Source organism: Mariniphaga sediminis (assembly GCF_003573545.1).
Lineage (GTDB): Bacteria > Bacteroidota > Bacteroidia > Bacteroidales > Prolixibacteraceae > Mariniphaga > Mariniphaga sediminis.
The window spans coordinates 1-23,666 of sequence record NZ_QWET01000016.1 but is presented as its reverse complement, the minus strand read 5'-3'; the positions used below and the strand labels follow the sequence as shown (position 1 = coordinate 23,666).

Annotated in this window: 15 protein-coding genes; 12 read left to right on the top strand and 3 right to left on the bottom strand. The window is 41.2% G+C overall.

Annotated features, from left to right (window positions below):
- Window positions 1-69 precede the first annotated feature (69 nt).
- From D1164_RS17670 to D1164_RS17635, 7 genes are all read left to right on the top strand, one after another.
- A complete protein-coding gene (locus D1164_RS17670; RefSeq protein WP_119351229.1) occupies window positions 70-1,650 on the top strand; it encodes an MFS transporter in 1,581 nt (526 codons plus the stop codon).
- Window positions 1,651-1,717: 67 nt separating this feature from the next.
- The gene (locus tag D1164_RS17665) at window positions 1,718-3,181 is read left to right on the top strand and encodes an aminoacyl-histidine dipeptidase (protein ID WP_119351311.1); all 1,464 of its coding nucleotides are present in this window, start codon (window positions 1,718-1,720) and stop codon (window positions 3,179-3,181) included.
- A 473-nt stretch (window positions 3,182-3,654) separates the two neighbouring features.
- On the top strand, window positions 3,655-4,419 hold the full coding sequence (locus tag D1164_RS17655; protein ID WP_172594513.1) for a 4Fe-4S binding protein: 765 nt from the start codon (window positions 3,655-3,657) through the stop codon (window positions 4,417-4,419).
- A 1-nt stretch (window position 4,420) separates the two neighbouring features.
- The gene (locus tag D1164_RS17650) at window positions 4,421-5,596 is read left to right on the top strand and encodes a radical SAM protein (RefSeq protein WP_119351226.1); all 1,176 of its coding nucleotides are present in this window, start codon (window positions 4,421-4,423) and stop codon (window positions 5,594-5,596) included.
- 3 nt (window positions 5,597-5,599) lie between these two features.
- A complete protein-coding gene (locus D1164_RS17645; RefSeq protein WP_119351225.1) occupies window positions 5,600-7,171 on the top strand; it encodes a polyprenyl synthetase family protein in 1,572 nt (523 codons plus the stop codon).
- A 4-nt stretch (window positions 7,172-7,175) separates the two neighbouring features.
- Window positions 7,176-8,006 carry a prenyltransferase/squalene oxidase repeat-containing protein gene (locus tag D1164_RS17640; RefSeq protein ID WP_119351224.1) on the top strand — a complete coding sequence of 277 codons (831 nt, stop codon included), beginning with the start codon at window positions 7,176-7,178 and terminating at the stop codon, window positions 8,004-8,006.
- Window positions 8,007-8,008: 2 nt separating this feature from the next.
- The gene (locus D1164_RS17635; RefSeq protein WP_119351223.1) at window positions 8,009-9,829 is read left to right on the top strand and encodes a prenyltransferase/squalene oxidase repeat-containing protein; all 1,821 of its coding nucleotides are present in this window, start codon (window positions 8,009-8,011) and stop codon (window positions 9,827-9,829) included.
- A gap of 188 nt (window positions 9,830-10,017) precedes the next feature.
- Here D1164_RS17635 and D1164_RS17630 read toward each other — a convergent pair whose 3' ends face one another.
- The 3 genes from D1164_RS17630 to D1164_RS17620 form a co-directional block, all read right to left on the bottom strand.
- On the bottom strand, window positions 10,018-11,115 hold the full coding sequence (locus D1164_RS17630; protein WP_119351222.1) for an alanine racemase: 1,098 nt from the start codon (window positions 11,113-11,115) through the stop codon (window positions 10,018-10,020).
- 150 nt (window positions 11,116-11,265) lie between these two features.
- Complete coding sequence (gene agaR, locus D1164_RS17625; RefSeq protein WP_119351221.1) at window positions 11,266-12,051, bottom strand: transcriptional repressor AgaR; 786 nt, start codon at window positions 12,049-12,051, stop codon at window positions 11,266-11,268.
- Window positions 12,052-12,392: 341 nt separating this feature from the next.
- Window positions 12,393-13,310, bottom strand: a complete 918-nt coding sequence (locus D1164_RS17620; RefSeq protein WP_119351220.1) for a glycoside hydrolase family 130 protein — start codon at window positions 13,308-13,310, stop codon at window positions 12,393-12,395.
- A gap of 610 nt (window positions 13,311-13,920) precedes the next feature.
- On the opposite strand from D1164_RS17620, the gene D1164_RS17615 reads away from it, so the two are divergent.
- From D1164_RS17615 to D1164_RS17595, 5 genes are all read left to right on the top strand, one after another.
- Window positions 13,921-14,865 carry a carbohydrate kinase family protein gene (locus D1164_RS17615; RefSeq protein ID WP_119351219.1) on the top strand — a complete coding sequence of 315 codons (945 nt, stop codon included), beginning with the start codon at window positions 13,921-13,923 and terminating at the stop codon, window positions 14,863-14,865.
- A 1,022-nt stretch (window positions 14,866-15,887) separates the two neighbouring features.
- Window positions 15,888-19,082 (top strand): SusC/RagA family TonB-linked outer membrane protein, encoded by a 3,195-nt coding sequence (locus D1164_RS17610; RefSeq protein WP_119351218.1) that lies wholly within the window; start codon window positions 15,888-15,890, stop codon window positions 19,080-19,082.
- Between the two features lie 35 nt (window positions 19,083-19,117).
- Window positions 19,118-20,641: a SusD/RagB family nutrient-binding outer membrane lipoprotein gene (locus D1164_RS17605; protein WP_119351217.1), complete on the top strand. Its 1,524-nt coding sequence runs from the start codon at window positions 19,118-19,120 to the stop codon at window positions 20,639-20,641.
- A 283-nt stretch (window positions 20,642-20,924) separates the two neighbouring features.
- Window positions 20,925-22,160, top strand: a complete 1,236-nt coding sequence (locus tag D1164_RS17600) for an AGE family epimerase/isomerase (RefSeq protein WP_119351216.1) — start codon at window positions 20,925-20,927, stop codon at window positions 22,158-22,160.
- Between the two features lie 52 nt (window positions 22,161-22,212).
- Window positions 22,213-23,433 (top strand): M14 family zinc carboxypeptidase, encoded by a 1,221-nt coding sequence (locus D1164_RS17595; protein WP_119351215.1) that lies wholly within the window; start codon window positions 22,213-22,215, stop codon window positions 23,431-23,433.
- Window positions 23,434-23,666: the final 233 nt, after the last annotated feature.

Below are 23,666 nucleotides of genomic sequence, written 5' to 3'. Positions count from 1 at the left end.
GTCATTTTTATCGGATTTAATTTTTTTTATTTTTACCCGACTTAAAAAAAACAAAATAAACTAATTGATATGAAGAAAGATACGTCGGGAAAGACCTGGAAAGACTCAGTCGCCCTGCGCTGGGTCGTATTAATTCTTGTTTCCGGGTTGATGTTCAGTACCTACTGGTTTCAGGATTTTTTCTCCGGGCTGAAAGGATTAATGGAAAGTGAACTGGGATTTACCAGTGAGGAGTTTGGGCGTTTAATCGGTTTCACCACAATAGCCAATATGTTTGGGATGATCATCGTGGGAGGAATCATTCTGGACAAATGGGGCCTGCGTCTGGCCGGCCTGCTGTTTGGCGGACTTGCGGCAGTGGGGGCAGTTATTGTGGCCCTGGGGTCGGCTGGTTTTTTCGGAGAAGATAAATCAGTGATGCTCAATACGATGATATTGGGACGTATCATGTTTGGATCCGGGCTCGAAGTGGTGTGTGTGGTGTGTACACGGGCTGTTGTAAAATGGTTTAAAGGATATGAACTGGCATTGGCCATGGCCATTAATGTTGGTTTTGGCCGTTTGGGTACCGCTTTGGGAATGGCTTTGTCGGTCGATATCGGGAAAGGGTTTGTTACTCCTGCCATTTCTTTTGCAGCAACCCTGATTGGGTTGACACTCATTATGTTTCTTATTTATATTGTTTTTGATATTAAGCTGGATCGCCAGGTAAAAGGACAAAATGCCGGAAATAATTTGGAAGAAGAGGAGGAGGAAGATTTTCGTTTTTCAGATTTGATAAAATTAATTACCAACTCGTCGTTTTTATACATTGCCTTACTCTGTGTCACTTTTTATGCAGGGGTTTTTCCTTTTATCCAGTATGCGCCCGATTTGTTGGTCAATAAATTCGGATTCTCCTATAATCTTCCTGAAGGACAGGGAAATTTTATTCTTTTTGGTAGTACCAATTTTGGAAATACGATGGTTTATGTAGGCTTATTTATTTTTGGGCTGGCATTTTCTATGATCCCTTCCAAAAGGAAAACAGCAGCGGGAAAAATGCTTGCTTATTTAGTCATTTTTGCTGTATTTTATGCGGCTATTTACAGTATGCGCGACACGTTGTCGCTCTGGTTGCAAAACGGCCCAAAAACAGCAAGTCTTATTCCTTTGGGGACCATTCTTTTTACTCCCATTTTTGGGAATTATGTTGATAAAAAAGGGAAAGCAGCTTCGCTGATGATTCTGGGGTCTTTCCTTCTTATTTTTGCGCACATATCGCTTTCCGTTTTCAACAATGTTATACTGGGGTATCTCGGCCTGGTTTCTCTGGGAGTAGCCTTTTCTCTGGTGCCCGCTGCCATGTGGCCATCGGTGGCAAAAATTGTTGCCGAAAAACGTCTGGGCACTGCTTATGCCACTATGTTTACCTTGCAGAACTGGGGGCTGGGTCTCTTTTTCTGGGGGATTGGTGCCGTACTCGACTTGGCCAACAAACAAAACCTGGAAGCTATCCGTGCCGGTGAAATGATGTATGATTATACAATTCCGGTACTTATGCTGGTGGTTTGCGGTGTCGTTTCCATTTTCCTTTCCTTTTTGCTGAAAAAAGCAGACAGGAGGCAAAAATACGGGCTGGAACTGCCTTCAGGGCAAAAGCCGGAATAAAATGAGTGTAGGGCACTTAAAATATTGTACGTTAAAATATTCGGTAAATTCTAAATTTGAAAAAGAGATGAATAAAATTAAAGATATCCAACCTGCTGAAGTGTGGGGCATTTTCGACCAGATTTTACAAATTCCACGACCTTCCAATCATGAAGAAAAAATACAGGATTGGGCAGTCCGTTTTGGGAATAATCTGGGGTTGGAAACCCTGAAAGATGAAGCGGGAAACGTGGTTATCCGTAAACCGGCTACCCCGGGAATGGAAACCCGGAAAGGAGTGATTTTGCAAGGCCACCTGGATATGGTACCGCAAAAAAACAGTGACAAAGAACATGATTTTATTTCCGATCCCATTGACGCGTTTATTGATGGTGAATGGGTGACTGCCAATGGAACTACTCTCGGTGCTGATAATGGAATCGGTGTTTCTGCGGCATTGGCGGTATTGTCATCAAAAAATCTGAAGCACGGGCCATTGGAGGTACTGCTTACTGCCACAGAAGAAACCGGGATGGATGGCGCCAACGGACTGAAGGCAGGGGTTTTGAAAGGGGAGATTTTAATCAATACCGATTCGGAAGATGAAGGAGAACTGTATGTGGGCTGTGCCGGAGGTGAAGATGCAACAGCTCTGTTTTCCTATACGGAGGAAGAAATTCCAGCCGGGTTTACCGGGATAAAAATGAGTGTAACCGGCATGAAAGGCGGGCATTCGGGGATGGATATTGCTTTGGGTCGTGGGAATGCAAATAAAGTGTTTTTCCGGATTCTGAATGCTGCGGGCGAGAAGCTTGGGGTTCGTTTGGCAAGTATTGATGGCGGAGGTTTGCGTAATGCTATCCCACGCGAAGCATTTGGTGTTTTGGCTGTTAGTGAGGCATCGGTATCTGATTTTGCGGCACTGGTGGATGAGCTGACTGAAACCATCAAACACGAACTGTCGGCTACCGAACCTGATTTAAAGGTGACAATAGAACAGACGGAATTTCCGGCAGCTTTAATCGACAAAAAAACACAGGAGAGTCTTACCATGGCGGTTGTGGCATGTCCGAACGGGGTTATCCGGATGAGTGACAGCATGAAAGGTTTGGTGGAGACTTCCACTAACCTGGCCATTATAAAATCGGATACGGAAAAGAAAACCATCCTGTGTGCCGCATTGATGCGCAGCTCGGTTGACTCGGCTAAGGAAGATCTGGCTTCGCGGATTAAAGCGGTATTTGAACTGGCCGGGGCCAAAGTAACCTTCTCCGGTTCTTATCCCGGCTGGAAACCCAATATGGATTCAGCCATCCTGAAAACCATGCAGGAGGTGTATCATGAGAAGTTTGGCAAAATACCGGAAATAAAAGCGATTCATGCCGGGTTGGAGTGTGGGATTTTGGGAGGAAAATACCCTGGTTGGGACATGATTTCTTTTGGCCCTACCATTCGTTTTCCACACTCTCCGGACGAGAAAGTGAACGTAGAAACCGTGCAGAAGTTCTGGGATTTTATGAAAGCTACACTGGAAAATATTCCTGAAAAATAACAGACGGTGTGATTTGAAAATTGCACTTCAAATTAACGGTTTACCATAAGATGCTTCCTGATGGGCAAGGGCATCGGGAAAAAAGGACTCTCATCTTTCTTTTAGGTGGGAGTTTTTTTATTCAATCCTATGGGCTTCCATGCTTGCTGGGCTCCCGAAAAGGCACCGGGCAATTTTTCACGGATTATGGCCAGAGATCTGTATAGCGGATATTGTATCTGTCCGGGAATGTTTTGTCCGGTTCTGCCAGGCTTCAACATCGCTTTTTGCTGCAACCGCAAAGGTTTGGCAGACCACTTTCCTTATGCTCTGGTCCGGAGCAGGTATCCCGACAGGAAAATCAACTCATTGTTGCAGGAAGAACCTGTTAAATATTTTGATGCTTGTTATTGTTAATGATGTTTAAACGGGTTGTTTGCGTTTCCGCTTTTGGTTTATTTTTGTTTTCTTTAACTTTCACATTTGGATTTCTTATGAGCCAAAAATCGTGTGTAATTTTCTGCCGTTGCAGTGCCAATGTTATTTCTGATACCAAACAGAATGATATTCTGGAGGGATTGAAGAAGCAGGATGTTCATGTGTATGAACTTCACGATTTGTGTGCTTTTTCGGTTAATGAAAAGGACGTTTTGAACGCTATTGGCAAAGAATTTCAGCAGAAAATATTAGTGGCTTGTTATCCGCGCGCGGTAAGAAATATGTTGCTTCAAAACGGAATCGATTTTGGCAATTTTGAAGTGCTTAATTTTAAAGAATTAACAGCAAATCAGATTTTGTCCAAACTGGAAACAGAGTTTGGTGTGGCTCAGGGAGAAGCCCGTTTTCAAACACGGGCCACCAAACTTGATGTGCCTGCCTGGTTCCCGGTAATTGATAAAGAACGCTGCACTCTTTGCGGAAGATGTGCCCGGTTTTGCCTGTTTGGGGTTTATACTTTCGATAAGAAAAACCTGAACGTGGTGAATCCGCTGGCCTGCAAAAATAGGTGCCCGGCCTGTGGAAGGACATGTCCGGCGTCAGCAATTATTTTTCCGAGGTTGGCAGAGAATTCTGTGCTTGCAGGAGACGAGCCTGGCAGTACCCAGATATCTGTAGACAGGGGAAACCTGCTGATGACCCTGAACGAACGAAATAGCAACCGCCGAAATATTCTTCGGCAGGAAGTGATGGAACGGGCTAAAGAAGAACGGCGAAAAGCATTGGAAGAGTTGAAAATTTCAGTACGGAGAAAAGAATGAAATGTTAAGAAGAATAGTATGGCATACCGATAAGCGTTGCCTTTGGAAAATGATTTACAACCTGGGGGTTAAGGGAGCGTTTGGTTTTAACCGTTTTCAGCGGCGGCTGAAAAAGGGAGAGTTTTTTCCGGCGTTTCATTTTATTTCGGTCACCGACGATTGCAATTTACATTGTCAGGGATGCTGGGTAACCGGGAAAGAGAAAAACAATCGAATGGAACCCGAAATGCTGAATCAGATTATTTCTGAAACCAAAGCAATGGGATCCTATTTTTTTGGTATTCTGGGTGGCGAACCACTATTGTATAAGCCTTTGCTAGATATTTTCAGAAAACATTCTGATTGTTATTTTCAACTGTTTACCAACGGAACATTGCTTACGCCTTCGGTGGCCGAAGAGTTACGCCGGTGTTCCAATGTTACGCCGCTAATTAGTTTTGAAGGAGATGAGCAGGTGGCAGACATTCGCCGCGGGGGAAAAGATATTTACCGCCGTACCAATGATGCAATCGAAGTTGCTACCGGTGCCGGACTTTTTACCGGAGTAGCCATGAGTGTGTGTAAATCGAACCTGGAACTGGCCCTTTCACCGGAATTTATAAACGGATTAATCCGGAAGAATGTGGCGTACCTGTGGTATTATATTTACCGTCCGGTGGGAGAAAATCCATCCATGGAGCTGGCGCTCAGCAAAGAAGAAATTCACAAACTAAGGCAGTTTATGGTAGACGCCCGTTTGAAGTTCGATATTGTGATTGTTGATGCTTATTGGGATGAAAATGGCAACGGATTGTGCCCGGCAGCTTCGGGGCTTAGTCATCACATCAATGCGGCGGGGTATGTTGAACCTTGCCCGGTTATTCAGTTTTCGGCTGATCGGGTCGGGGAAAAACCATTGGATGAGTTGTACCGCTCTTCCACTTTTCTGAAATCGTTGAGGCAGGAAATTCCGCAGAAAACCTCCGGTTGTATTCTTATGGAAAACCCGGATTGGGTTGTTGAAATAGCAGAAAAACATGCTGCCATTGATACTTCGGGGAGGGGCAATGAAACTGAGCGGTTGCGAAAGATGGCACCTGTTCCCAGTCATGGTTCAGCCGCTCCTGTGCGGGAAAAAAGTTGGATGTACCGGTTTGCAAAAAAGAAAGCATTTTGGGGACTGGGAGCATACGGATAAAATATGTTTGAAATAAACCGCATATTGAAAGTTCCCCAACAGCCGGAAATCAGAAATGATTTACGACACAGGATCCGTATGTTTATTTCAGAAAACCGGATTCTTCCGCCCGTTAACTTTGAAACATTGGCAGATGCTGCAAAAGAAATCTTGAGTCAGCCAGGGGTGAACGGAGATTTTCCGGATTTTATCATGGTATTACTTGGAAACGAAATTTGGTGTGAAACCGTACTGGCCACTCCTTTTCACCGGAGGTTGCTACTGTTGCCGCAGTGTCTTCATAACGACACCCAATGCCAGGGGGTTTTTGATGAGTTGGGATTGGTTTGTGCCGGCTGTCAGAATTGTCGCATTGATTCCATTTTACAAAAGGCGGAAAAGTTAGGCTACACCACACTGGTAGCTGAAGGAACAACAGTGGCCATTGGCCTGGTGGAAGAGGGGGCCATTGATGCGGTTATCGGGGTGAGTTGTATGCCGGTGCTGCAACGTTCGTTTGAGCCGGTAATGCGCTCAGCCGTTCCGGGCATTGGCATTCCCTTGTTGGAAGATGGTTGCTCAAATACCAGCTTTGATTACCAGTGGCTGTTTGAAGTGATGGAGTCGTTTAGCGGGGAAAGTCAACACACACCACTTTCCGTTTCCCTGCTAAAAAACCGGGTGAGTGAGTATTTTCAACCCCCTGTGTTGAACGCTGTTTTTTCTGCCGGGGATGAAACAGAGAAACTGGCCCTTAAAATTGTTGGCATGGGAGGGCAACGTATTCGGCCACTTCTGGCTGCACTGGCTTACCAGGCTTATTCTGAAAGTCCTTCTGAAAGTGTTCAAAAAAGCCTTGCCTGGGTTATCGAATGTTTTCATAAGGCTTCGCTGGTTCACGACGATATTGAAGATGACGAAGAGGTGCGATACGGACAACCGGTTTTACATCAAAGTGAAGGTGTTCCTATGGCAATTAATGTTGGTGATTACCTTATTGGGAAAGGATACTGGTTTCTTTCGCAAATACCCCTGAAATCAACAGTTTTAGCCGATTGTTTGGGTTTAGTAGCCGATTCTCATTTAAAGCTGGTAAAAGGTCAGGGAGCCGATATATTATTGAATTCACAGATAGTTGAAAAATCAGTGGATGATGTAATCCGGATTTTCAGACTGAAAACAGGGGAGGCTGTGAAGGTAGCTCTGCTCATTGGTGCCATTGCCGGTGAGGCTTCGCTGCCTGAACAAGAATCCCTGACCCGGTTTTCAGAATCTTTTGGAATAGCGTATCAGATTCGCGACGATTTGAATGAATTTCAGGAAGGAAACCCATCCGGTAATCTTTTTGATTATCCTTTTTTGCTGGTTTTGTTGCAGGAAAAGATGAAAAGATCTGACCATGAGTTTTCTCGAATTCTAAATGAAAATAATATCCCCCTTTTTAGACGAAATATTGAAAAGTTTAATCTGGAAGAAAAAGCGAAGATGTATCTCCAAAAGTACACGGGAGAATGTTATGTGGAGCTGGATAATCTTCGGAACCAGAAATTGCGTTTGGGCCTTTACGGTGTGATGGGAAAGATTTTTAAAGAATAAGCGAGTGAACAACAGGAATTCAGGAAAGCCATTATACAGCCAGCTCATCGGATTGGTAAAGAAAGGTTTTTCTACGCTCGAAAATGAAAATCAACGCGAGGTAAAAGAGTTTATAAGATCGTGTCAGCATCCTAACGGAGGTTTTACTGACCGTGGCGGCCGTTCTGATTTTTATTACTCCCTTTTTGGCGTTTGGCTTTCTGCAGCTCTTGATATGCCGGAGACGCTCGAAAATCATAAAAGTTTTGTTGGAGAAAAGCAGCATGAAAGATCCGGAACGGTAGATGCCCTTGCTTCTTTGCTTATTCGCATTTCCCTTTTTGAAGAAGATTTTCAAAAGCCGTCTTTTTTGAAACTTTTGAAAATGGCATTTAGAGAAAGTAATCAAAGTATTTTTTACCGGCTTTTTCTTTTTTTTCTGGTTTTTGATGCCTTTTATCAGGGGAAGATGATTCATTTTTTTGCCCGTATAATTTTGTTTTTTTATCCTCTTCCTGTGGAGTCGCCCGGCAGTATTTATGCCGCATTGACTCTGATTCGATATAAGGTGGGATTATCAGTAAACCGGGAGAAAAAAGCATTGTTGTTCCATTTTGAAAAAGGAAAAGGGTTTAAGGCATTCAGAAATGTGGAAGAAGCGGATTTGTTGTCAACCGCCGTAGTTTTGTTTGCTTTAAAAGCAACAGACACAGATTTGCGGATGGTGGCTCCTGACTGTCTTGAATTTATCCAGGGAAGTTATGATTCAGGAGCTTTTCTTGCAGGGAACGGCGATGAAGTACGGGATTTGGAGTATACATTTTACGGCCTGCTGGCTTTGGGAACATTAATATAGCAATGTATAAAGAAGAGTTGGAACAACGGATAAACGAACTGGGAAGGGGCCTGGTTTCAGACCTGAAACCGGAAGGCTATTGGGAAGGCCGGCTTTCTTCCAGTGCACTGGCGGTGGCAGTAGCTGTGGCTGCGCTTTGTTTTGATGACCGGATGGTACATGCCCGGGAGATTGAGAGAGGATTGAATTGGTTAAGTTCGAACATTAACCTGGATGGTAGTTTTGGCGATACTCCCGAAAGTCCGGGGAACGTGAGTACCAGCCTGCTGGTTTATGCTACAGTCAATTTGTTCAGGGATAAAGAGGAGTGGGTACATTCTTTCCAGGAAAGAATTGCCGGGTACCTTGCCAGCCAAAAAATTGATGTGCATTCACCTCAGTTGGCAGAAGCAATTTTGAATTATTATAAGAAAGATTATACTTTTTCGGTACCTATTTTAGCCATGTGCGGGCTTTGCGGTGTTCCAGGGGAGGAAGCCTTCAAACACATCCCGCAGTTGCCATTTGAGTTGTCGTTGTTGCCGCGGCGTTTTTACAGGATGCTGAACCTAAGTGTGGTGAGTTACGCTATTCCGGCACTGGTGGCAGTGGGGATTGTCATTTTCAGAAAAAAAAGTTCTGGTTTGTTTTGGCGCTTTGTTCGCCGGTTTTCCATTCCAAAGGCGCTTAAAGTTCTGCATCGTATGGTCCCGAAAAGTGGTGGATTCCTCGAAGCTGTACCGTTAACAGCTTTTGTCGCATTGAGTCTGATAAATGCAGGTTATGCTGAGTTGGAAGTTGTAAAAAAAGGCATTCGGTTTTTGAAAGCCACACAACGTGAAGATGGGGGGTGGCCTATTGATGTTGATTTATCAATCTGGGTAACTTCCCTTGCAGTGAAGTCTTTTCGTTCCTGTCTTCCCGGTTTTTTGAACAGTGATTTGCAGGATAAAATTGCAGATCACTTCAAATTGAATCAGAATGACAAGGTGCATCCGTTTAACGGTACCCGCCCCGGAGGATGGGGGTGGACAAATCATCCGGGGGCGGTTCCTGATGGCGACGATACCCCCGGAGCAATTCTGGCATTGATGCAGCTTCAGCCTAAAATGATGGTTAAGAAGGAAATACTTGCTGCCTGCAATTGGTTGGTTTTCCTTCAAAATAAGGATGGTGGTTTCCCTACATTTTCCAGGGGGTGGGGTAAATTGCCTTTTGATCAGAGTTGTTCCGACCTGACTGGGCACAGCTTGCTGGCTATTTCAGCAGCATTGGAAAACTATCAGAGTGAACTTTCCCGGTGGAAAAAGAGAAAATTGAAAAAAGCTGTGGGAAAAGCGTTGTTTTATCTTGAATATCATCAGAAGGAAGATGGGAGTTGGTTGCCGCTTTGGTTCGGGAATCAACAGGTGCCCGGGCATGTCAATCCGGTTTACGGAACGGCGAAGGTGCTTACTTATTTAAAAGATGCCGTGAGTTTTGAATGGATACCGGATGAATTGAAGCAACGTATAAACCTGCTTATTGAAAAGGGAGGCCGGTTTCTAATATCGGTACAAAATTCTGACGGAAGTTGGGGCGGTGCAAAGAATATCACCGGGACAATGGAAGAAACAGCGTTGGCAGTTTCGGCACTTATGGCGAAAGAAAACCGTAAAATACGTGAGGCGGGGTTGAAATGGCTCAACTTGTTTTACCTCGAAAACGGATTAAAATCAGCTCCTATCGGGCTATATTTTGCCTCATTGTGGTACGATGAAAAGATGTATCCGGTAACCGCTTATATGGAAGCCCTGTGCAGGAGCCTGGAGGTGTTGGATTCCCGGGGACATCAACTATCTTAACGAAATGATATTCCCTTTGTCCGGATGTAACGGATAGGTTGGCGACTTTCGTTTACCAGCCTTTTTTAACGTCGGGGTTATTGTGTAATCCGGAGCCGTTTTATTCCGGCAGAAGGAATTGTAAGCCTGAATTCTTAACGGGAGAAGTTGTATGTCAAAATAACGGGAAATATGTTCAGGAAAAGAGTTCAGGAATTTATCATGGCTATTTCTTCTCCATCGGTTGTCAGGTATTTTCTGGCAAGATTGGCTGTGAGACATGAATGAATGGGTATGATTTCAACCAAGTCCCCAATATTGAACAGTCCAAAATTCTTTTGCGAAACTTTTAAAACGCCATGTTCCTGTGAAAGCCGGGTTACGTAATTTCTTTTGTTCAGTAGTTTTTTCTCCCCGTTTATATTGATTGCAATGCGGCCAAAAAAGTGTTTGCCGTCGATATTGGGAAGAGAGTCTTTCGAAAGATGGATGGCTCCGCCGTATATGACTACTTCGTTTCGCGAAGGGTGTTTGGCGACAACGGGGCAGGTCATTCGCGCCGCAATATCATCAAATCCGCATACGTCCAAATTTTGCTGCATCAAATCGTAAAAAACAAAATTGCCCGGCCTGATTTCATCTACTCCGTCGAAATTATTGCAAATAGAACACGACGGAGTATCCCCAATGCTTACTTCAACATTTGGGAACTGGGTTTTATACCGTTGCTTTAATGATTTCAACTTAAGTAACGCGTCAAAATGCCGGCTGAAAATTTCATTTGTGGAACGAGCTGAATACGTTTCTCCGTTATGCGAAAGAAAACCCTTGAATGTAATTTTTTTGTTTGTAGAAAGAATATCCAGAATAGTATCGATTAATCGTATTTTGGAGGCGTCAATTCCGGTACGGTTGGTGCCGGTGTCAATTTTGATGTAAACTCCCAGTGGCTGACTGATTTGATTGGATAATACTGTAGCAGCCTCCTTATTTTCCACCAGTACATTCAGGTTTATATTGGCAGCCAGTCTTTTTATGTTGTTGATTTCAAGTATATTTACAGAAAATGCAACCGTTATGTCATCCCATCCGTTTTGGGTAAAATATTCTGCCATTTGAATGGAAGAAACCGTAATAGCCTCCACACCATACATTCGAAACCAATCTCCAATAACAGCTGACTGGTGTGTTTTGAAGTGTGGCCGGAAACGCAGGTTAAAATCTTTTGCTTTTTGCGCCATTTTTTCAATATTGCGCAAGCAAACCTCTTTGTCAATAACTAAGGTGGGACGAATTATTTCTGTCATTTTCTTCTGTATAATTATTAAAATGGAAAATAAAAAAAAATGACCGAATTGCCAAAAAGTAAAAATGGTAATGCAAAAGTAATTTCCCGTTTTACTCTGTTTTTACAAAAATAGCATGTGAAGCGGGTTATGTGCTTGGTTAAAACACTTCTAAGCAATGATGACTTCTACGCCATTTTTTTCCAGTCTCTCTTTATGTTCACTACTAATTCCTGAGTCAGTGATAACTATGTCAACGTCGGAGATTGGGCCAATAAATGCAAAACGTCTTCTTTCAAATTTACTTGAGTCGGCAACAACAATCACTTTCCGGGCAATTTTGATCATTATTTGATTAAGATGGGCTTCCTCAGAATCATGGGTGGATAATCCATGGGTTGTGTCGAATCCGTCGGCGCCCAGAAAAAGTTTATCACAGTAAAATTTTTCAAAGTTTTCATCAGCGAGCACGCCAACAAGAGATAATGACTTTTTACGAAGGGAGCCGCCCGGCATAAAGATGTTTATACCTTCATATTCAGCAAGGATGCTGGCAATATTTAAGGCATTCGTAATGATGGTAAGATTGTTAAGTTGCTCCAGATTTTTTGCAATTTCTGTGGTGGTTGATCCTGAGTCTAATACAATAGTATCACCATCATTAAGTAATTTAATGGCAGCCTTGGCAATCCGTTGTTTTTCTTTCAGAAATTCTTTTTGTTTTTCGGCAATTGAAGGATCCTTGCCAATTCGATAAAATTTGATTTTAATTGCTCCGCCGCGTGCACGGATTAACATGTTTTGTTTTTCTAAATGCCCCAAATCATTTCGAATGGTTACTTCGCTTATACTGAACATCTTGCTTAGTTCTTTTACAGACACCTCACCTTTGTTTGCAAGCTCTTCAAGTATTTTTGCCCTTCTTGATACGGTTGACTTATTAGATGATCGACTCATAGTATAATGTTGCTTTGACTGATTAATATTACAAAGATAGTACAATGCGTTTCAAAAAAAACTATTTAATAGCTAATAACGAATATTTCCTTGAAAAAGAGGACAGAACTATTATGTTTTTATGCCATTTCTGTTTTTGATTTATTTCATTAAGTTACGAACTTTCAATATTTCTGTTTGTCCTTGGTTTTAAAACGGGCAACCGGTGGAGTGTGTATTTCGCTGAATCAAATACCAGGCGTCTCCTCCTTGTTTTATTGTCAGTATTTTATGTCGTTCTTATACGGGACTCCATTGTGGCGAAATCGATATAATTTTATCGAATAAGCGCCTTTCAATAGTTAGTCAGGGAAATAAAGCCAAACAATATCATGCATGGTGAACAGATTATATTTTTCTCCATCAAACACAAGAATGGGGCTGGAATGGTCGCCTTCAACAATCGGATTCCCCGGATATTTTTTCCAATGGATGAGGTCTGTTGACATGGCCACACTGGAGGTCCATAGTGCATTCTCATTTGGATCCGCCCAGTTAGGATTGGTAGAGCCGTGGTAATAAATGTAATACCGGCCTTTGTGTTTTATTACCTGGTTGGCAGCTACTGCCGCGGCATCATATTCTTCCGGCCCCATTTTAATCACCGGTTCATCCTGTACGTTCGTCCATGTGATTTTGTCATCGGATGTGGCCAGCCAGATTCCCAAATCATTACGTTCATAAAAAAGATACCATTTACCATCTTCTATCCAAACTGTTGGCGTTCCGTAAGGTGAAGGAATAGTGTCACCATTGGTTTTGAGGATAGTCAGATCGCCTTCTTCCTTCCACTGTATCCCGTCTGTAGAAGTCAGCAAATGGGCGACATCATTGTTTCCCTCCGCATACATATAATATATATCGTTGTTTTTAAAGACAAACATATCTTCCGTCCATTTTTTATCAAAAATGGGATTGCCGGCATCACGTTTCCAGTTAATACCGTCTGTTGAAGTGGCATAGCCCAAATGTTTTTCGGTGCTGTCGCCGCCGTTATATCCTGAATACCACATTTTGTAAACCCCGTTTTCAAACAGAATGTAGCCACGTTCTCTTATTTGATTGTCCCATGTCCCTGTTCCGCTACCACTGAAAACAGGATTATTTTCGTAGGGTTTAAAATGGACCAGTTCTGCAGGAAATTCTTCCTCATTTTGTTTTTGGCAGCCAGCTACCGTAAAAAGTAACAAGGCGAGCCCGATTTGAATTGTTTTTTTCATCTTGTTCAATTTTTGTATTTTTTTCTTTATGTTGACACTTCTTGAAGATTAGCAAGATAATAATTGCAACATCAAACTAAGTGTTTGATCGTCAATCACTATGTGGAGAGCTGTTTGCAATCCTGTTCAGTGTAAATGTATACTTTGCTAAAATCGAAAGTTTATCAATGAACTCATGTATTGTACTCTATTCCTGCTTCATTTTACGAATGAAATATTACACCATTTATCGGGATCTCTTTTTTGCAGTTTATTCTATTGTATGATGAAAAGCACAAATAATAATTGTTGTCATTTTATTTCATTAAAATGGTTTTGTAAAAATAAAAAGTTTTATTTTCTTAGCAAACCTTATCAAATTATTATTTTTTATAAGTTTGACTATTGAAATAAGTAGAGTCATAAAATTCCGGGAGAAGCAAAAAATAGTATAAATTGAATGAATTCGGGATGTGTTTTGTCAGTATAGAAAGATATTTTTATTGCTTTGGTCTAGTTTGTTTCCAGACTTTATTGGTTTTGGGAGCCTGATGTAACTGCTAAAGACCTCACAGGATTTTGAATGTGTCAGTTTGGAGATATTACAATAATAAATAATTAGGTGTTTAAAATGGAAAAAATGTACGATGTATTGGTTGTTGGGGAATTAAATGTTGACCTTATCCTTGATGAAATTGAAAAATTTCCCGAGGTGGGGAAAGAAGTACTGGCTCAGCGAATGACATTAACGTTGGGAAGTTCATCTGCCATTTTTGCCAGTAATATTTCCAGTTTGGGAGCCCGGGTTGCATTTATTGGGAAAATAGGAAAAGATAAATTCGGAGAGGTTGTACTCGAAAGCCTTCAGAAAAATAAAGTCGATATATCAATGATTAAGGTGGATGATAGTTTAGGGACAGGCGCTACTGTAATTTTGAATGTGGACGAAGACAGGGCAAATACAACATATCCCGGAGCAATGGATTATCTGACAATTGACGATATTGGTGACGACGAGCTGAAAAAAGCCCGACATCTCCATTTTTCTTCGTACTTCCTTCAACCGGGGATGTGGGGTAGTCTGGGTGATTTATTCAGAAAGGCCAAGGCTAATGGCTTAACAACATCGTTTGATATGCAATGGGATCCAAAGGAGACCTGGAAGTTGGATGTTGCTGACGTTCTTCCTCACGTGGATGTTTTTCTTCCAAATGAAACAGAGTTAAAGTTGTTGACAGGGAAGAACACTATGGATGAGGCAATTGAGGCAGTTAAGGAGTATGCCAATATTTTAGTAATTAAAAGAGGGAACAAGGGGTCTGTGGTTTTTTGTGAGGGGCAACTTGTTGAAATGCCGGCATTCTTAAATAAAAATGTGGTGGACGCGATCGGCGCCGGGGATAGTTTTAATGCAGGGTTTATCTATAAATTTATACAAGGGAAAGAGATTGCTGAATGCCAAAAGTTTGGGAACCTGACCGGTGCGGTGTCGACAACAGCAGCCGGTGGAACAACAGCATTTGAAGATTACGAACGATTTAAGCAAACGGCAAAAAAACAGTTTGGTGTGGATTGAATAGTCACAGTCGCACTTAGGGCCTTGCCTGTTGAAATAAATGCGCACCAATAATTAATAGACAGGATTCTTATTATATCGTACATGTATTTCGAGGAAGGGTAGAAGATAATATCCAGGGCCTTCTTCTCTTATGGAATTTGGTCTCTGCCAAATATTTCCATTCATAAGTGAATTTCAAATCACACAGGGTTAATTGCACTTAAAATAGCCAGCAAGGCTTGCGGTAGGCTGATTAAAAGAAGTGAAATCTACAAACAAAACTTTTAATGGTTTTCTTGTCCGCAAGAATTCTATGGAGGAAATATTGATTCAGGGGCGCTATGCAATTTATAAAGCAGGAGTGGGAGTTATTCCGGAATGAGTCATGCGGTAATGTTGTTAAGTGACTTTAATGAGGGCTAATAAAAAAAAGCGACAAAAATATGACAAAAGTAAGGTTTCAAAAGATATTTGTGTCAAAATAATGCAAATCAATTCCTTTTTTGAGTAGCATGGTAAAAGGATAGATATTGAAATTGTTCAGGTCTTATTTATGTTGAATAGCCCTTTCTTAAGGGTATACAGGAGATTCAGTAAATAACAAAGGTAGGAGGTAATCTTGAAAAAGATACTGTTAGGCTTTGTTGAACCATTTTGTAATATTTTCATTTCGTTTTTCATCTTTTAAGGTTCAACTGCGATGGATCATTTGAACCATAGTGCGTAGGCTAGTAGTATTTTATTATGTTTATATTATTTAGTATGTTGTCTATTAGTTTTTTATGTATCGAATAGTGCTTTTGCTTTATGGTGCATTAGGTTCGTATTCTGCTTTTTTTAGTAAAGTAAAAATACTTTATATAAGTTTCTTTTTGTGATGTTATGAAAGATTTATTAAAAAAAAATAACAAAAAATAAGAATTGTTTAAAATTATATAATAAATTAGCGGCGTGTTTGTAGTGTGATTGAGGTATTTCGTTTTGAATCATTTGGTCAGCTACTGGAATAGAGAATTTTAAATTATAAATTTTTAAATCTTATGAAAAAACATCTTATTGTAACGTTTACATTATTACTCACTTTAATCAGTGGTGTATATGCACAGCAACGTTCTATAAAAGGTACAGTGACTTCTGCCTCTGATGGGCTTCCGCTGCCTGGAGTTACTGTGGTAGTGCAGGGGGTTTCGAGTCTCGGAACTGTTACTGATGTAGATGGGAAATACTCACTTAGTGTGCCCTCAGAAGCTAAGGTGCTTGTATTTTCATTTATCGGAATGGAACGAAAAGTTGCAGAAATTGGCAGTTCAGGAGTATTGGATGTGGAACTGGTGATGTCAACCGAAGCTTTGGATGAGGTTGTTGTTACTGCACTTGGTATAAGCAGGCAAACCAAATCACTGGGGTATTCCGTGCAGGAAGTTGAAGGTAAGGAACTTACTGAGGCAAGGGAAACTAACATAGCTAATTCCCTGGCAGGTAAGGTTGCAGGGGTTCAGGTAACAAATATAGCAACGGGGGCCGGTGGTTCATCGCGGGTAGTTATCCGGGGTAATAGTTCCATTTCCGGGAATGATGCACCACTCTATGTTGTAGATGGAATTCCTATTGACAACCAAAACCTTGATTCGCCTCATTATGCCAGTGGTGGTGTGGATTATGGTGATGGTATTGTAAATCTTAACCCGGACGATATTAAATCAATGAGTGTTTTGAAAGGTCCTAACGCTGCCGCACTTTATGGTGCACGTGCAGCAAACGGGGTTATTGTAATTACTACTAAATCCGGAAAAGCAAGAAAAGGACTGGGGATTTCGGTGAATTCGAATTATACTTTCGAAGATGTTGCCACCCTGCCCACTTATCAGAACAAATTTGGACCGGGGTATTTTTCTGCTGATGGTTTTGAACCCATAGGAACCACAATAATTGACGGGAAAGAATATGAGGTTCTTGATCCAAGGATGTTTGCTTATTTTGGTCCCAGGCTGGAAGGTCAGTTGGTTGCAGACTGGCAGGATCCTACAAAAGTTATGGCCATGAATCCACAGCCGGAAGGAAATGTCAGGAATTTCTTTCAAACAGGGTACACAGCAACGAATACCATATCTTTTACGGGGGGAAATGAACAATCTACGTTTTATCTTTCTTTGTCAGATTTAAGAAATGAAGGAATAATTCCCGGAAGTAAATATAACAGGCAATCAATAAACTTCAGGGGTACAACCAATATTACAGATAAGTTTTCAATTGATGCCAAAGTGAATTATGTGCACCATGAAGGGAATAACCGACCCGGACTGTCGGCTAATTCATCCAACATAATGGCACAGCTTATCCAATGGCCGAATCATATTGACATGGATAGATTGAAAAACTATAAAGATGAAAATGGTAACCCGGTGAACTGGACAACAAGATATGAGAATCCATACTGGACCATTAACGAAATTCAAAACGAGGATGCACGTGACCGGGTTATCGGTTTTGTATCATTAAAATATGAATTTACAGACTGGCTGTCATTGCAGGCAAGAACAGGGACTGATTTCTATACCGACCAACGATTTGAACGGAGGGCTGTAGGAACTACCAGTGCAAGGACAGGTCTGGTGTCTAATTATACCTTCCATGTAATGGAAAACAACAGTGATATTTTATTGATGGCAGAGAAAGATTTATCCAGTAATTTTTCAGGTTCGTTAACTTTAGGAGCCAGTCACCTGTATTCAAAGAATGAGGTGACCGGAATGAAAGGAATTGCTCTTCGTACTCCGGGGCTTTATCACATTGATAATGCCGCTCAGATAACTCCGCGTCATCGTAAAGTGCAAAGAGAAATGAATTCGGTATTTGCTGCAGGGCAATTAGGATACAAAAATTATTTGTTCCTGGACCTTACTGCCAGAAATGACTGGTCATCTGTTCTGGGAATGAACAATTATTCTTTCTTTTACCCATCGGCAACAGCCAGTTTTGTTTTGACCGATGCATTACAGATGGATTCGAATGTGCTCAATTTTGGTAAAATCAGGGCTGGTTATGCAGAGGTTGGTAATGACTCAAGCCCGTATTTGACATCTTTTGGCTATCAAAGTCTTTCTGAAACAGTACAAGGTCAGGGACAAGCTGAAATTCAACGAAGGATTCCTAATCCGGACCTGAAAAATGAATTGACTCAATCGTACGAATTCGGTACTGATCTCCGGTTATTGGATAACAGGGTAAGGGTTGATTTTACGTATTATAATTCATCAACTAAAAACCAGATTTTACCGGTAAATATCTCTTCTGCTACTGGTTTTGAGCAAATGGTTATCAATGCTGGTGAGATTACAAACGAAGGTGTGGAACTTTTATTGGACGTAACACCTGTTCAGTTAAGTAATAGTTTTCGTTGGGATGTAACCTTTAATTACGCCAAAAACAAATCGAAAGTGGTTTCACTTGCTGATGGAATTGAAACCCACGAAATGTCACGCGACCGCTGGGGTACAATTGAAGCCAGGCCCGGATACGATTTTGGGAATATTGTTGGGTACGCGTTTAAACGAAACGAAAAAGGAGAAAAGCTTCTGAATGATAATGGAATGTACCAGCGTGATCCGGATGAAGTGAAGGTTTTAGGAAATATCCAGCCAGATTGGATTGGTGGTATTACTAACCGTTTTTCGTATAAAGGTTTCTCATTAAAGGCACTTATCGATATTAAAATGGGGGGTAACCTGTTGTCTGGTACTAAATATATTCAAACGGCAAGAGGTACGGCAAAATTTACGGAAGAAGGTGTTTATGAAAACGCGGAAGGCCATTGGGTTGGCGTTGCTGACGGTGTAATGGAAAATGATTATTATGTTGAAGATGAAAATGGGAATATGGTGTTGCATCTTCAGGCAGGAGAAAAAAGTGATATTGAATTAGAACGTTTGTTCCTGCATGGGTGGTACACTCGTGCTGATATTATTGAAGAATTTGTGCTGGATGCCAGCTATGTTTCCTTGAGAGAGGTGAGCTTAGGCTATTCTTTCCCGGCTTCCCTTTTGAGGAATACTCCTGTATCTAATATAAAAATGTCTGTTGTTGGAAGGAACTTATTATACATCCATGAAAATATGGAAGGACTAGGAATTAGTCCGGAAGGTGCCTTCAGTTCTGCTTCAGGTGCGCAAGGTTCCGAATCATATACCTTGCCATCAACAAGGAGCTTTGGGTTCAACTTAACTGTAGAGTTTTAAAGATTGTTATCAACTAATTTTAATAAGATACAGATATGAAAACGAACAAAATATTTAAGCAACTATTATTGATTGGTATTGCATTTTTTATAAGTAATGCTTGTACCGATGATTTTCAGGAACTCAATACTGATCCTGCTATAATGACTGCAGATCAGGTTGATGTTGGTTTATTGCTGACACGCGTACAGAAAGAAATGACCATTGGAAATAGTATCGCCGAGGGTGGACTTCCCGGTCAATATTCAGGATATACGGCCACTTCCGGGAGTTATCCATTTATGGGTGGCGATGAACCCACCTATTTTAACAGGGCTTATAAAAACCTGCTTAACCTGGCTGAAATTATTCGTCTGACCCAGGATGAGCCTGCACAGGTAAATAAAACAGCTATTGCCCGGATTATGAGGGCTTACATTTTTCAGTATGTGACTGATATTTATGGAGATGTTCCTTACACTGAGGCAGTAAAAAGTGGAGAAAATGTAATTACTCAGCCCAAATACGATACGCAGGAAAGTATTTACAAAGATTTGCTAAAGGAATTGAAAGAAGCCGCTGCTCAATTGGAGGATGACAATACGGTTGGTTATGGAGAGGCTGATTTAATTTATAAAGGGGATACAGATAAATGGAGGAGGTTTGCCAATTCACTTCGCCTGAGATTGGCACTTAGAGCTCGTTATGTTGATGAGGCTCTGGCACAACAACATATAGGGGAAGTTTTAAGTGCAGACTTGATGGAAAATAATTCCCACAGTGCATTTGTTATGACTTCAACCGATTTTGAAGCGAATCAAAATCCAATATATAATGCACTGTTTGCCAACAGGTATTATGGTGGCTACATGGGAAGACCGATTGTGGATAATCTAAAAGACAACGACGACCCGCGTTTGACTCTTCTTGTTAATCCAACGGTGAATTCAAAGTTGGATGCCGACACTACAGGCGATTTAAGTCTTCTGGAATATAGAGGAAGAGCTCTTGGTCTTGAGCAGGACGAGATTGAACTTTATCCGGGGAATGAATTATCAGAAATAGGCCCACTTTACAGGCCGGCTGTTGTTCAGGCACCTGTAATGTATTACAGCGAGGTATGTTTTGCTCTTGCAGAGGCAAAGTTATTTTTAGGATTGGGAGAAACAAGTGCCGATGTGTGGTATGAAAACGGAATAAGGGCTGATATGGAAAACGATGGAATTGAGGAGGAAAGTATTACTGCATTCCTGGATAATCCTGCCATATCTTTAGCTGGTACCAACGAAGAAAAATTGGAGCAAATTATAAACCAGAAACACATTGCCCTGTTCCCTAATTCTTTTGAGGCCTGGGCCGAATGGAGAAGAACAGGATATCCTAAAATTTTGATTGGTTCCATGAAGGGTGATACAGATGGTCAGATTCCGAGAAGGCTGAGGTATCCTTTTGCGGAAGCTAACTTTAACAGTCAGAATTATCAGGAAGTGTCAAATCGAATTGGTGGCGATAAATTATTATCTAAAATGTGGTGGGATACCAATCCGGATGTTCCTTATGAACACCTGGGAGAGCTTTAGGATAATAAAATTTAGATCATTTTAAGGATTAAAGCCCCTTCCTGATATATTAGGGGGGGCTTTTTTGACATCAATGGATGGAGTGATTTGCAGCACAACGGATATCGCAGAAAGTAGGATGCATTTTGTTTGTATCCCAGATTTTTTAAAAGCAGGTTATTCGTTGTCTGAAATCATTTATTTTAGCCTTGGTTCTTGATTTTGCATGAAGAAATTATTCCGGATAGGATACGGAATGTTTTAGAGTTGGGGATTACTAATTTTTAGAAATATATAAACAGTTATGAGAAACTACATTTTATTTTTACTGACATTCGGTTTTGCAGTTCATTTTTCGGCATGTAATAGTATAGAAAAGAAGGCTGTACCTGCCGATGAAAAGATGCAGTTTGTCGTTGGTCAGTTCGAAAATGTACTGTCAGAAGTTGATGATTCCACCAAATTTCCCAGGACGATTATGGAAGAAGGGAAATTGAGAACAACGGGTGTTTTTGGTTGGACGAGTGGGTTTTTCCCCGGGAGTCTTTGGTATTTATACGAAATTACGGGAGATTCTAAATGGCAAACAGAGGCTGTAAAATGGACTGAAGCATTGGCTCCGGTTCAATTTTATACAGCAGACCATGATGTCGGATTTATGATTAATTGTAGTTATGGGAATGGATTAAGGTTTGCAGATAAAACGGAGTATGAGGAGGTAATTATAAATGCAGCCCAATCTTTAAGTACAAGGTATAATCCGGTTGCGAAGATTATTAAATCATGGAATTACAAAAGGTCCTGGGATGGGCATACCGAATGGTTTTATCCTGTTATTATTGATAATATGATGAATCTGGAGCTGTTGTTTGAGGCAACCAGGTTAAGTGGTGACAATTCCTTTAAAAATATTGCGGTACAACATGCACTGACTACAATGGAAAATCATTACCGCGATGATTTTTCGTGTTTTCATGTGGTAAACTATGATACAATTACAGGTACCGCGGCCGACCAGGGAAACAATCAGGGATTTGCCGATGAGTCCGCGTGGGCTCGCGGCCAGGCATGGGGACTTTACGGATTCACTACCTGTTACAGGTACACGAAAGATGAAGTATTCCTGAAGTTTGCAGAAAATATTGCGGATTTTATTCTGGAACATCCCAACCTTCCGGAAGATATGGTCCCCTACTGGGATTTTAATGTTGGCGAGCCGGGAATGAATCCAAAATGGGGATACGATGCCTCAAAGTTTACCGAAATTCCAAGGGATGCCTCTGCTGCTGCTATTATTTGTTCTGCCTTGTTTGAATTAGGAACATTTTCGGCAGCCAATGCCGACCGGTATTTCGAAGCGGCTTCAACCATTTTTGAATCATTGTCGTCACCTGCATACATGAATACGAGCGGAAATAATAATTATTTTATTCTTAATCACAGCGTAGGAAGTATTCCTCATGGCGTCGAAATCGATGTTCCGCTGGTATATGCTGATTATTATTTCCTTGAAGCCTTATATCGAAAAATGAACTTATAGATTATTAATCATGTCTTTATTTGTATAGATTTGATTTTAAATGTTTTGATATATGAAAAATATTTTGATTTTTTTTAGCAGTTTTTTTATCGGATTGTTTTCTTTTGGTTCACTTGATGGACAGGAGACTGTAACCATAAAACCAGGGATTCATACTTTTCAGGTGCCAAAGGAGTACCTTCGGGAACGTGAAACCATACCTGATTTTTGGATTACTACCAATGACGAGATTTTAAATTTTTTGCAAACACGGATAAAGAAAGGAGAGGTAAAACAACTTGGCCTTTCTGCGGGCGGACGTCCCATTTTTGGCGTTTTTTACGGCAACCCCAGGAAAGGGAAAGGAACTTCTACCTATTCAGGATCACTTGGATTCCGGGATGTACAAGCTTTCAGAGGGCCAGACCATGACAAGAAAGTATTTTTAGGAATGGGTGGCATGCACGGTTTTGAAACAGAAACCATTATGGGCGTTGTTAATTTGCTTTCTGTTATGGAAAGTGGGAAAGACTTAAGTGGAAAATTGCGTCCGGAAATCACGGATATGATCAAGCAACTTGATCGTATCATTTTAATCCCACTTCTTAATCCTGACGGGCGAAACCGGGTTCCAATTCGTATGGCTCCATACCGGGGTGAAGATGAAACGATTATAGAATATTTAAATACTGGAGGAAATCCTGACGGCACCATTACCGGCTGGCCAGAGGTGAAAAAACAAATTCCATTTGACTTTTCTACCCCGGTTTTCCCGGGTGGGTATCCAAATGATGCGGGCGTCAATATTGTTCATGATGATTTTTTGGGCAATCAACAGCCCGAAACAAAACTATTATTCGATTTGGTAAAGAAAGAAAAACCGGATTTAATATTGAATATGCATACAGGTGCAGTTTATCCGTTAATGCTGCGTCCCTTGTTAAATTCATCCATGAATGCTGTTTTTGATTCATTGTTCCGGTATGTGCATAAAGGATTTACCGAAAATGGTTTTCAGCGAACAAATAATGTAGAGGTGGAAGCAGATGCACAAGCGAAAAGGCCCCGTCCGATGCTGTTTAGTATCGATGCTGCTTTGAATTTTCATTGCGGTGCATTGAGTGTGGTGATTGAGACTCCAAGTCACGGGTTTTCTAACGGTAAGGATAATGAGGGTAATCCAATCGTCTTTACTCCTGAAATGTTGCTCGATGTCCAAATGATTAGCTACCGGGAAGCCATTCGATTTTTGGCAGATACCGGAGGCCTTTCTCAATGGGAAATATCGTATTAACAGCACTGTTGCAAAAGCATCTTTTATAGCGAAAATTTTATAAGCAAAAAAATCCGGGGTTGCTACTCCGGATTTTTTATTATCCATTGATAATAAAAAGCTTAGGTAACGTCAGTTCGATGTAAGAAACCTAAGAAATTGCTAGCAAAAAAGCAAAGTTTTGTTTATATTTAAGTGTCTTATATTTAAATATTTAACAAACAAAACCTTGCTCTGATATGGACTCTAAAATT

Coding starts and splice junctions, on each gene's coding strand:
- D1164_RS17630 (WP_119351222.1), bottom strand. CDS start 11,115: ATGACAGAAATAATTCGTCCCACCTTAGTTATTGACAAAGAGGTTTGC.
- D1164_RS17645 (WP_119351225.1), top strand. CDS start 5,600: ATGTTTGAAATAAACCGCATATTGAAAGTTCCCCAACAGCCGGAAATC.
- D1164_RS17650 (WP_119351226.1), top strand. CDS start 4,421: ATGTTAAGAAGAATAGTATGGCATACCGATAAGCGTTGCCTTTGGAAA.
- D1164_RS17670 (WP_119351229.1), top strand. CDS start 70: ATGAAGAAAGATACGTCGGGAAAGACCTGGAAAGACTCAGTCGCCCTG.
- D1164_RS17655 (WP_172594513.1), top strand. CDS start 3,655: ATGAGCCAAAAATCGTGTGTAATTTTCTGCCGTTGCAGTGCCAATGTT.
- D1164_RS17605 (WP_119351217.1), top strand. CDS start 19,118: ATGAAAACGAACAAAATATTTAAGCAACTATTATTGATTGGTATTGCA.
- D1164_RS17620 (WP_119351220.1), bottom strand. CDS start 13,310: ATGAAAAAAACAATTCAAATCGGGCTCGCCTTGTTACTTTTTACGGTA.
- D1164_RS17600 (WP_119351216.1), top strand. CDS start 20,925: ATGAGAAACTACATTTTATTTTTACTGACATTCGGTTTTGCAGTTCAT.
- D1164_RS17665 (WP_119351311.1), top strand. CDS start 1,718: ATGAATAAAATTAAAGATATCCAACCTGCTGAAGTGTGGGGCATTTTC.
- agaR (WP_119351221.1), bottom strand. CDS start 12,051: ATGAGTCGATCATCTAATAAGTCAACCGTATCAAGAAGGGCAAAAATA.
- D1164_RS17635 (WP_119351223.1), top strand. CDS start 8,009: ATGTATAAAGAAGAGTTGGAACAACGGATAAACGAACTGGGAAGGGGC.
- D1164_RS17615 (WP_119351219.1), top strand. CDS start 13,921: ATGGAAAAAATGTACGATGTATTGGTTGTTGGGGAATTAAATGTTGAC.
- D1164_RS17610 (WP_119351218.1), top strand. CDS start 15,888: ATGAAAAAACATCTTATTGTAACGTTTACATTATTACTCACTTTAATC.
- D1164_RS17595 (WP_119351215.1), top strand. CDS start 22,213: ATGAAAAATATTTTGATTTTTTTTAGCAGTTTTTTTATCGGATTGTTT.